At 72.8% G+C, this 9,481-nt stretch carries 8 protein-coding genes; 3 read left to right on the top strand and 5 right to left on the bottom strand.

What is annotated here, in order from left to right:
- The first annotated feature begins 47 nt into the window (after positions 1 to 47).
- Both ACFE67_RS12120 and ACFE67_RS12115 read left to right on the top strand, forming a co-directional pair.
- On the top strand, positions 48 to 1,295 hold the full coding sequence (locus ACFE67_RS12120; RefSeq protein ID WP_375407135.1) for a M20/M25/M40 family metallo-hydrolase: 1,248 nt from the start codon (positions 48 to 50) through the stop codon (positions 1,293 to 1,295).
- Entirely contained in the window at positions 1,292 to 1,993 is a 702-nt protein-coding gene (locus ACFE67_RS12115) for a GntR family transcriptional regulator (protein WP_375407134.1), read from the top strand. The genes ACFE67_RS12120 and ACFE67_RS12115 overlap by 4 nt, the downstream gene beginning before the upstream one ends.
- On the opposite strand, the gene ACFE67_RS12110 is transcribed toward ACFE67_RS12115, so the two are convergent.
- Positions 1,983 to 3,488, bottom strand: a complete 1,506-nt coding sequence (locus ACFE67_RS12110; RefSeq protein WP_375407133.1) for a flavin-containing monooxygenase — start codon at positions 3,486 to 3,488, stop codon at positions 1,983 to 1,985. The two genes, ACFE67_RS12115 and ACFE67_RS12110, sit on opposite strands and share 11 nt — an antisense overlap.
- 135 nt (positions 3,489 to 3,623) lie before the next feature.
- Here ACFE67_RS12110 and ACFE67_RS12105 point away from each other — a divergent pair, with 135 nt between their 5' ends.
- Entirely contained in the window at positions 3,624 to 4,331 is a 708-nt protein-coding gene (locus tag ACFE67_RS12105; RefSeq protein WP_375407132.1) for a FadR/GntR family transcriptional regulator, read from the top strand.
- Between the two features lie 45 nt (positions 4,332 to 4,376).
- Here the strand turns inward: ACFE67_RS12105 and ACFE67_RS12100 are convergent, their stop codons facing one another.
- From ACFE67_RS12100 to ACFE67_RS12085, 4 genes are read right to left on the bottom strand one after another with little or no spacing between them, the layout of a single operon-like run.
- Positions 4,377 to 5,606 (bottom strand): CaiB/BaiF CoA transferase family protein, encoded by a 1,230-nt coding sequence (locus ACFE67_RS12100; RefSeq protein ID WP_375407131.1) that lies wholly within the window; start codon positions 5,604 to 5,606, stop codon positions 4,377 to 4,379.
- A gap of 49 nt (positions 5,607 to 5,655) precedes the next feature.
- The gene (locus tag ACFE67_RS12095; protein WP_375407130.1) at positions 5,656 to 7,659 is read right to left on the bottom strand and encodes a hypothetical protein; all 2,004 of its coding nucleotides are present in this window, start codon (positions 7,657 to 7,659) and stop codon (positions 5,656 to 5,658) included.
- Positions 7,660 to 7,681: 22 nt separating this feature from the next.
- Complete coding sequence (locus tag ACFE67_RS12090) at positions 7,682 to 8,617, bottom strand: dihydrodipicolinate synthase family protein (RefSeq protein ID WP_375407129.1); 936 nt, start codon at positions 8,615 to 8,617, stop codon at positions 7,682 to 7,684.
- The gene (locus ACFE67_RS12085) at positions 8,607 to 9,353 is read right to left on the bottom strand and encodes an SDR family oxidoreductase (protein ID WP_375407128.1); all 747 of its coding nucleotides are present in this window, start codon (positions 9,351 to 9,353) and stop codon (positions 8,607 to 8,609) included. Before ACFE67_RS12085 ends, ACFE67_RS12090 begins: the two co-directional genes overlap by 11 nt.
- Between the last annotated feature and the right edge of the window lie 128 nt (positions 9,354 to 9,481).

Here is a 9,481-nt window from a genome sequence, read left to right as displayed (position 1 = left end):
TTCGCAGCCGGCGACCGCCGGCGCGACGTCCGTGCAGGAGGCACCTCATGACCGATTCGACCGACGCGGCGGACATCGCCCGACTGGCGGAGGAGGCGCGGGAGTCCGTGGTGCGGCTCTGCTCGCAGCTCGTCGCGGCACCGAGCGTCAACCCGCCGGGCGACACCCGCCGGGTCGCCGGCGTCGTGCTCGACTTCCTCCGTGCGCACGGCATCGCCGGGGAGGAGCAGGCGCTCCTGCCCGAGATGCCGTCGGTCGTGGCGGTTCTCGATTCGGGGCGGCCCGGCCGGCACCTGGTGCTGAACGTGCACCTCGACACCATGCCGCCCGGCGACGAAGCCGCCTGGACCCACCCGGTGTGGGAGCTCACCCGCTCCGGCGGCCGCCTCCAGGGCCTCGGCATGGGCAACATGAAGGGCGCGGTCGCGGCGATGCTGCACGCGGTGGCGCTGCTGGACCGCCGCCGCGACGCCTGGTCGGGCAGGATCACCTTCACCGCCGTCAGCGACGAGGTCGTGTTCGGCGACCACGGCGCCGCCCACCTGCTGGCGACCCGTCCGGATCTCGCCGCGGACGGGCTGCTGTGCGGGGAGGGGCCGGGCTTCCGGCGCCTCGCCGTCGGCGAGAAGGGCGTGCTCTGGCTCGCGCTGGAGGCCGTCGGCGACCCCGGCCACTCCTCCTCCGTCCGGCGCGGCCGGTCGGCCACCGCCCGGATCGCCGCTGCCGTCACCGCGGTCGACGCGCTGACCGGCACCCGCGGCCGCTTCGACGGCGAGCTCGCGGGGCTCGTCGTCGCCGACGAGGACACCGCCCTGACCCTCACGGCGAACGTCGGCACCCTGACCGGCGGATCGTTCGTCGGTCAGGTGGCGACGAGCGCGCGGGCGGAGGTGGACCTGCGGCTGCCGCCCGGCATCTCGGCGGACGCCGCGCAGGCCCTCGTGGAAGGTGCGGTCGCCCGCGCGGTGCCCGACGGCGGCGTGACCGTCACCCGGATGAAGGGGTGGGATCCGAACGTGACCCTGCCCGACTCGCCGATCGCCGAGTCGTGGAGCGCCGCGTGGAGCGCCCTCGAGCCGAGTCCGCTGGAGCTGGCCGTGCGGCTGCCCGCCAGCGACGCGAGCCGCTGGCGCCGCCTCGGCACGCCGTCGCTCTGCTACGGACCCCAGCCGACGTACTCTGCGGGGATCGACGACTACGCGGAGGAGGACGAGGTGGTGCGCTGCATCGCCCTGTACGCCCTGACCGCGCTCCGGTTCCTCGGGGATCGACAAGATGGCGGGTCGACGCGATGACCGACTCCGAGGCGCGTGTCGCCCGGGTGCGCCCCGGGGTGCGCCCGCTCGTCGCCGGGTCGCTGCCGAGGCAGATCCACGAGGCGCTGGAGGAGGCCATCATCGGCGGCGAGTTCGCCCCCGGCTCCCGGCTGCTCGCGGACGACATCGCCGCCGGCTACGGGGTCAGCCGCATCCCGGTCCGCGAGGCGCTGAGCGCGCTGGGCGAGGCCGGCTGGGTGGAGACCCGGCCCCGCTACGGCGTCTACGTGCTGGAGCGGACCCGCGAGGAGCTCGCGGAGCTGTTCGAGGCGAGGGCCGGCATCGAGCAGGAGATCGCCCGGTTCGCCGCCGCGCGGCGCACCGATCAGGACCTGGCCCAGCTGCACGCCATCGTCGAGACGAGCCGCAGCGCGAGCGACCACGGCGATGCGGAGGCGGTGGCCGACGCCGCGGTCGCCTTCAACGCCGCACTGCGGGACGCGGGCGGGAACGGGGTGCTCGGCGGCCTGTCCCTCGCGCTCGAGAAACGGGCCCGCTTCTACTTCTCGCCGGTCGCCGCCCTGCTCGGCGTGGAGTGGGTGATCGGCCAGGACCGGCTCCTCCGGCTGCTGGTCGACGGCGACGTGGAGGGAGCGGGCCGGTCGGCCCGCCAGCACATCGAGGAGACCGGACGAGCCGTCGCCGCACTGCTCGGGTCGGACGCGTTCACGTCCTGACCGGCACCGACCCGGGGCTCCGCCTCCGGTTCTCCGCGCCGTCGTGCCCGGCTCGCGTCCGGACGTCGTAGTCCCGCCACGCGATGCGTCGGGTCAGCCAGCGGTAGGCGGTGACGAGGCGCGGCCAGTTCTGCGTGTTGCGGCCGGTCGCGGTGGTGAACCAGTTGGCGCAGCCGGTGACCCACACGCTGCGGGCCGACCGGCGGGCGATGTCCTGCACGAACGCCGCGTGCGCCCGCTCCGTCGGCGCCATGCTGAACGGCCCGCGTGCCCGCCAGGCGCGAGCGACGCGGGCCAGGTAGTTCGCCTGGCACTCGAGCATCACGACCACGGAGTTCCAGGCGGGGTTCGTGTTCGGCCCGTACATCAGGAAGAGATTCGGGAAGCCGGGCACGCCCATGCCGAGGTACGCCTCCGGTCCCGCCGCCCACGCCGCGGCGAGCGATCGGCCGTCCCGGCCCGTGACCTCGACCCCCTCCAGGAACGCGTGGGTCCGGAAGCCGGTGCCGTACACCAGCACGTCGGCGGGGATCTGCCTGCCCGACGTGGTGACCACGGCGGTCGGTGCGAGCGCGGCGACGCGCTCGTCGACGAGGGTCACGTCGGGTCGTTGCAGGGTCTCGTACCACTCGTTCGAGACGAGGATCCGCTTGCACCCGTACCGGTCCTCCGGCTCGACCTGCCGGCGCAGGACCGCGTCGGGCACCCGGTTCCGCAGCTCGCGGCGGAAGCGGCGCTCGGCGGGTGCGACCAGCGCGGGCCAGCGGATGAACTGCGGGGTCTGCAGCTCCTTATCGAGATAGGACCGCAGGCGGCGGAGCCGCGACCGGAGGCGACTCTGCGGCCCGTCGTAGGGGTGGTCGCCCTTCGTGAGGATGTAGCCCGGCGAGCGCTGCACGACGGTCACGGTGCGCGCCCGGTCGGCGATGGCCGGAACGAGCTGGATGACGCTCGCACCGGTGCCGACCACCACCACGTCGCGGCCGTCGAGGTCGACGTCGTCGTCCCAGCGGGCGGAGTGGAACGCTGGCCGCTGGAAGTCCTCGGCGCCGGGCAGCACGGGGATGTTCGGCGTGCTCATCTGGCCCGTGGCCGCGACCAGGATGTCCGCGGTCTCCCGCAGGCCGGAGGCGAACGTCAGGGCCCACTGCCCGGCCTCGTCGTCCCAGGTCGCCGCGGTGAGCGTCTCCCCGAAGCGCAGCGTGGGGCGCAGGCCGAAGCGGTCGACCGCGTCCTCGATGTAGCGCTGGATCTCCTCCTGCGGCGCGAACCGGCGCGTCCAGTCGTACTTCGGCGCGAACGAGAACGAGTAGAGGAACGACGGCACATCGCATGCGGCGCCCGGGTAGTGGTTCTCGCGCCAGACGCCGCCGACCCGGTCGGCGCGTTCGTAGATCCGCACCTCCGCACCCGCGGAGCGCAACCGCACCGCCGCGGCGATGCCGGCGAAGCCGCTCCCAATGATGGCGACCCGGGGCTGCGCTGCGATGACCACGAGCTTGATTATACTGTATACGCGACTCGGTGGAGGCCCTCGGCGCGCGGATGCCTCCTCCCCGCACCGCCGCTCGGCGACGCTCGCGGATACGATGACCTTTCGTCCATGTATTCGAGGGCGTGAAGGAGTGCGATGCAGCGGTATCCGGATCGCGGACTGCACGGACGGGTCGTCGACGAACTCGGCCTCCGGATCACCAACGGGCGGCTTCAGGCCGGCACCATCCTGAGTACCGAGGAGCTCTCCTCCACCTACGCGGTCAGCCGCACGGTGGTCCGCGAATCGCTCAAGGTGCTCGCCGGCAAAGGGCTGATCGACGCCCGCCCGCGGCGCGGGACCTTCATCCAGGAGCGAGCGAAGTGGAACCTGCTCGACCCCGACGTGCTCCGGTGGCAGTTCGACACGGTGTCCGACCCCGGCATCCTCGACAAGCTGCACGAGGTCCGCGTCATGGTCGAACCCGCCGCAGCCGAGCTGGCGGCGATGCGCCGCGACGACGTCGACCTGCGGACGCTCTTCGAGGCCCTGGACGCCATGTCCATCGCCTCCGTCACGGCCGACGCCCTCGCGGAGGCGGACCTGCAGTTCCATCTCGGCATGCTGGCCGCGACGCACAACGAGTTGATGGAGCAGCTGAGCGTCGTCATCGGCATCGGGCTCTCCGCCCGCGACCGATACGTCCACAGCCACCGCGTGTCGATCAAGCGGAGCCTCGAGATGCATCGCGACACGGCCACCGCGATCGAGGATCGCGACCCGGCAGCTGCCCGCGCCTGCATGCACCTGCTGCTGGAGTCGGCCGCCGCCGACGTGCGGGAGCTGCAGGAACCGGCGCTCTGACGACCTGGATGCGTCGCGCCGGCTGACGGCGCGACGCCGCGCAGGTCAGCCGGGCAGCGACGACGCGGCGAGCGCCTCCCCCACCGCCCGCGACACCAGCAGGTCGTCGATCCGCTGATCGCTGTACCCGAGCTCCGCGAGCACCTCGCGGGTGTCGGCCCCGAGCCGCGGCGCCCCGCGCCGGATCGCCGGGGGCGTGTCGGAGAGGTGGAGCGGCGGACGCACGGTCCGGACCGTCAGCCCCTCCACCGCGGACGGCTGGTCGACGAACGTCCCGGTCTGGTTCGCATGGGGATCCGCCGCGACATCCGCGTAGTCGTAGACCGGTCCGGCCCACAGGTTGACCGCGTCGCAGCGGGCGAGCCACTCGGCGGTGGTCCGCCCGGTGAAGCGGTCCCGGATGGCCGCGTACACCGCGTCCTTCTGCGTGTGGCCGTCGTTGTAGTCCGTGAGGCTGCGGAGCCAGTCGTCGTCCAGCACCTCGCCGAGCGCGGGCAGCGGCGACATGGCGAGCGTCAGCCAGCCGTCGCTCGTCCGGTACACGCCGTAGGGGGCCGGGATGGAGGCGTGGGCCGACCGCTCCTTCGTGCGGGTCGGCGCCCGGCCCGTGTTCAGGAAGGTGACCAGCTCCTGCAGCTGCGCGTCGAGGACGACGGAGAACATGTCGACCTCGACGTGTTGGCCTCGACCGGTGGTCTCGCGCGCGCGCAGCGCGGCCAGGATCCCGATCACGGCCTGATACCCGGTCATCACGTCCGCGGCCCAGAGCGCACCCGGCTCGGGATCGTCGCCGGCGCTGCCGACGGAGAACATCGAGCCGGAGTAGCCCTGCACGACCAGGTCCTGCCCCGGACGGTCCCGGTAGGGCCCGGTCGATCCGTAGCCGCTGATCGAGCAGTACACGAGCCCCGGGTTGATGCTGGCGAGCCGCTCGTAGCCGACGCCGAGCCGCTCCCCCGTGCCGTGCCGGAAGTTCTGGAGGAAGACGTCCGCGCCGCGCACCAGGTCGTCGACGACCCCGCGCGACTCGGGGTTCTTGAGGTCGATCGCCAGACTGCGCTTGTTTCGGTTGACGGCCGTGAAGGTCGACATCTCGCCGTGGATCCGCACGTCCTCGAAACCGTGGGTGCGGTTGAACTCGCCGACGAGCGGGGGTTCGATCTTCACCACGTCCGCGCCGAGGTCGCCGAGCCGGGTCGCTGCCAGCGGGCCCGCGAGCATCTGCGTCGCGTCCAGCACTCGGAGGCCTGCCAGGGCCCCAGTCGGCTCATCCATGTTCTGCCCCTACCTCGTGATTAGTACTATTATCATGCCAGATCCGCGATCATGTCAGACCCCCGCGGTCGGGCGTCACCCGGCTGACGGTCGCGCCGTTCGCGTCGCGGATCACGTACTCCCCCGGCTGCAAGCCGCCCGCTGCATCGGTGCCGACGTTCGCCTCCACGGACGCGCCCCCTTCGAACACGGTCCGGCCGAGGTCGGAGCCGTCGGTCTCGTAGCCCACGATGTTCTGGTCGCCGGCGAGGACGCGCAGCTCTTCGAACGACGCGGTCGCCCGGGCGAAGGTCTCCCAGCGCGGCGTTCCTGGGGCCAGCGGGTGGTCGGGGTCGACGACGGAGATCGGGTTCGCCCCGAACAGTGCAGTGATCGCGTTGTTCGACCCCCAGGTCTCGGCGTGCCGGTCCTGGCCCGTGCCCCACCACATCGTCCGGGCGACGGCGTGGCGGGCCACCATGCCGAAGAAGGGCACCCGGTGCTCCAGGTTGAACTCGAAGGCGCGCCGCGCCGGGTTCACCGGGTAGTCCTCGAGCTGGATGGAGCCGATGTTGAACTCCCAGTCGTAGGAGAAGAGCCCCTCGAAGGTGTTCACGTGGTCGATGCCCCACCACTTCCCCGCCTCCGAGTGGACCACCCGGCCGGGTGCAGCCAGCAGGTCGAGGATCTCCTTGCGGTACTCGATGTCTTCGATGCGGTGCACCGGATGGTCGGGCGAGTAGCACTCCAACGCGTACATGGCGGTCGCGATGTCGTAGAACACCGCCGTCGCCTCCAGGCGTTCCAGCATCGGGATGCCCTGGTCTCGCACCACGTGGAGGTGGCGGCTCGGGCACCGCCGGTAGGTCTGCACGGTGGTCGCGGTGTGCACGGCCCGCGCCCGCCGGCCGAGGCGACCGGCCGCGTCGAGGTGCTCCTCGGTGCGCCAGAACTGCTCCCCCTCCGCGAACGGCAGATACCGCCAGCCCGCGTTCAGCCAGCCGGCCATGTCGTGGATCAGATCCTCCGGCCACCCCGTCGTCGCGCCCTCGGGCGGGTAGACCCCGCGCCAGCCCAACTCCTCCACGGACCCCGGAGGGAAGACGTCGTACGTCTGGAAGTACGGCCCCCCGGCGTACGGCGATCCGGCGAGGGCTGCGGCGGCTGCGTCGTCGGCGGGTCGCCCCATCACCATCACCGACTTCAGCCCGGCGGCGACGAGGTCGTCGACGATCGTCGAGGTGAGGGTGTCGAAGTGGCACCAGAGGACGGTGCCGCCCACCGAGGCGTGCCGTTCGGCGGGCACCCCCCGCTCCGTCATCTTCTCCGTCTGCGTCATCAGCCGCATGCCCTGCTCGCGCAGCTGCGCCGCCACCTCCACGGCGAGCGCCGGCGCGCCGCCCGTGCCGACCGTCGCGATGCGCCACTCGCGGTCGTGGTGCCACGTGCCGAGCGATGCGACGTTGACGAGCCGCATGCCCGACAGGTCGTCCGCGCTGCCGCCGACGACGAAGTCGACGGCGTGATCGTTGCCGCCGACGCCCGACACCATCAGCGCGGCGCCGCTGTCGTCGACCAGCGCGCTCATCGGCAGCGAGATGCGGTGCTCGTGGAAGACGAGCCGCGAGCGGCTCCCGTACCCGGTGCCGTCGGCGCGCATCCACAGGCCGTCGCCGTCGGGCAGCAGGTAGCGCCACTGATCGCGGGACGAGCCGTCCGGGCGCGGCGTGATCGTGGGGCCGCGGTACTCGTCGAGCGGATAGTCCTCGGGACCCGAGAGGCGGAGGCTCGTGACCGATCGCGGAACGCGGCCCGCCGTCGAACCCAGCGTCACGACCGCGGTGAGCACCAGCTCGCCGAAGTCCCCCGGCCGGACGCCGGGATGGGGCCGGAAGGAGATCAGCACACCCCGGTCGACGGGCTCCGCGTGCGCGAGCTGCGCGTCAGCACCGAAGGACGCGATCCAGTCCGGCCCGTCCGCGCCGTCGAGCAGCAGGCGGAATCGACCGCCGGCGCCCGTCGCCAACCGGAGGCGGACGCCGTCGACGGTGGCGGTCAGGTCGGTCGTGCGCATGGCGGCCTCTCGGTGGTGGCGGTCAGGACAGCGCGAGCTCGTCGGCGAACTCGCCCAGGAACCGGTCGACTCCGGCGAGCTCCTCGGCGTCGAGCCGGTACCCCGGCGCGCGGCAGCGGTCGGAGGCGATGAGACCACGGCGGACCGAGATCGTCTTCTCCACCTGCACCATGAACTCGACGTGCTGCATCCACTCCAGGAGGTACGGCGCCATCCGCCGGTGCAGCCCGTGGAAGCCGTCGTGGTCGCCTGCGGTCCAGAGCGCCCAGAGCAGGTGGTACACCTCGACGGCGCTGCATCCGGGCTGCACGCCGACTGCGCCGCGGACCAGGGCGTCGGGGAGGTACAGGCCCCCGTAGCCGACCAGGCAGGGCAGCCGGGGCTGCAGCCCACCGAACCGCGACACCATCCGGCCGGGTGGTACCGCCTCGACCTTCACCGCGGCCAGGTTGGGGAATCGGGCCGCGAGGGCCGCGAGGTCGTCGGGAGCGAACGAGGCGCCGGTCAGTCCGGGTGCGAGCTGGACGATCACCGGCGTCGCCGGGACGGACGCGAGCACTGCGGCCAGGTGCGCGATGACCTCGCTCCGGCTCGGGTTCAGGAAGGACGGCGGCAACAGGTTCAGGGCGTCGGCCCCGTTCGCGACCGCCCACTCGGCCTCCTCGACGGCGATGCGGGTCGCGTGATCCGGCACGGACAGCACCGAGGCGACGCCGGGCCGATCCCGGGCGGCGGCGATCACCAGCAGCCCGAGCTCGTGGCGCTCGTCGCGGCTGAGCTTCATGAACTCGCTCGCGAACCCGGGGAACATCAGCCCGGAGACCGGCGTCGCGGCCAGATGGGCGGCCAGCCGCTCGAACCCCGCGAAGTCCACGTCGTCGGCCGGGGTGAACGGGGTCTCCAGCACCGGCAGCACCCCGTGGAAGACGGGATGGCCGGGTGTCGCGTCAGCCGACATCGATGACCGACGTCGTCTGGCCGCCGTCGACGACGACGGTCGTGCCGGTGATGTAGGAGGCGCCGTCGCCGGCCAGGAACAGGATCACCGAGGCGACCTCCTCGGGTCGGCCCAGCCGCCCGAGCGACGCCTGGCGGGCCGCGGCGGTGAGCCCGGCGTCGTCGATTCCGTCCCAGACCTTGGTCAGGATCGATCCGGGCAGGACGCAGTTGACGCGGACCCGGGGCGCGTAGTCGATCGAGAGCTGCCGGGTGAGCGCGACGACGCCGCCCTTCGCCGCGGCGTAGGCGGGCCGCTCCGGCCAGGCGACGAGCGCGTGGACGCTGCCGACGTTCACCACGCTGCCCCCGGCGGCCTCGAGACCGGCGTGGAAGGCCCGCACCGACCGGTAGACCGACGACAGCGTGACGGACAGCTGGCGGTTCCAGTCGGCCTCGGTCTGCTCGTGTGCCGGCGCATCGACGAGCGCGTAGGCGTTGTTGACGACGATCGCGGGCGAACGCCCTGCCTCGCGCAGCTCGCCGGCGAGCGCCTCCCAGGCGTCGGGATCGGCCACGTCGAGGCGATGCGCGGTCGCCGTGCCGCCGGCGGCGGCGATGGCCGCCGCCACGGCGGCCACGGCCGTCGCGTCGATGTCGGTGGCGATCACATCGTGACCGGCCGCGGCGAAGGCGGCTGCGGTGGCAGCGCCGATGCCGCTGCCCGCTCCCGTGATGAAGACCGGGCGCGCGGTCATGCGGACGGCCTCTCGGCGACCAGCGCGAGCAGGGCGGGTCCCTGTCCCCACGGCACGACGTAGCCGCGGGGCACCTTCCCGTAGTGCGCGGGCTCGGTGGAGGCGTACACCGCTGCCGAGACCTCCCG

It is taken from the genome of uncultured Amnibacterium sp. (genome assembly GCF_964244015.1).
Lineage (GTDB): Bacteria > Actinomycetota > Actinomycetes > Actinomycetales > Microbacteriaceae > Amnibacterium.
The sequence above is the reverse complement of the archived record's forward strand: the minus strand, read 5'-3'. Positions and strand labels throughout refer to the sequence as shown.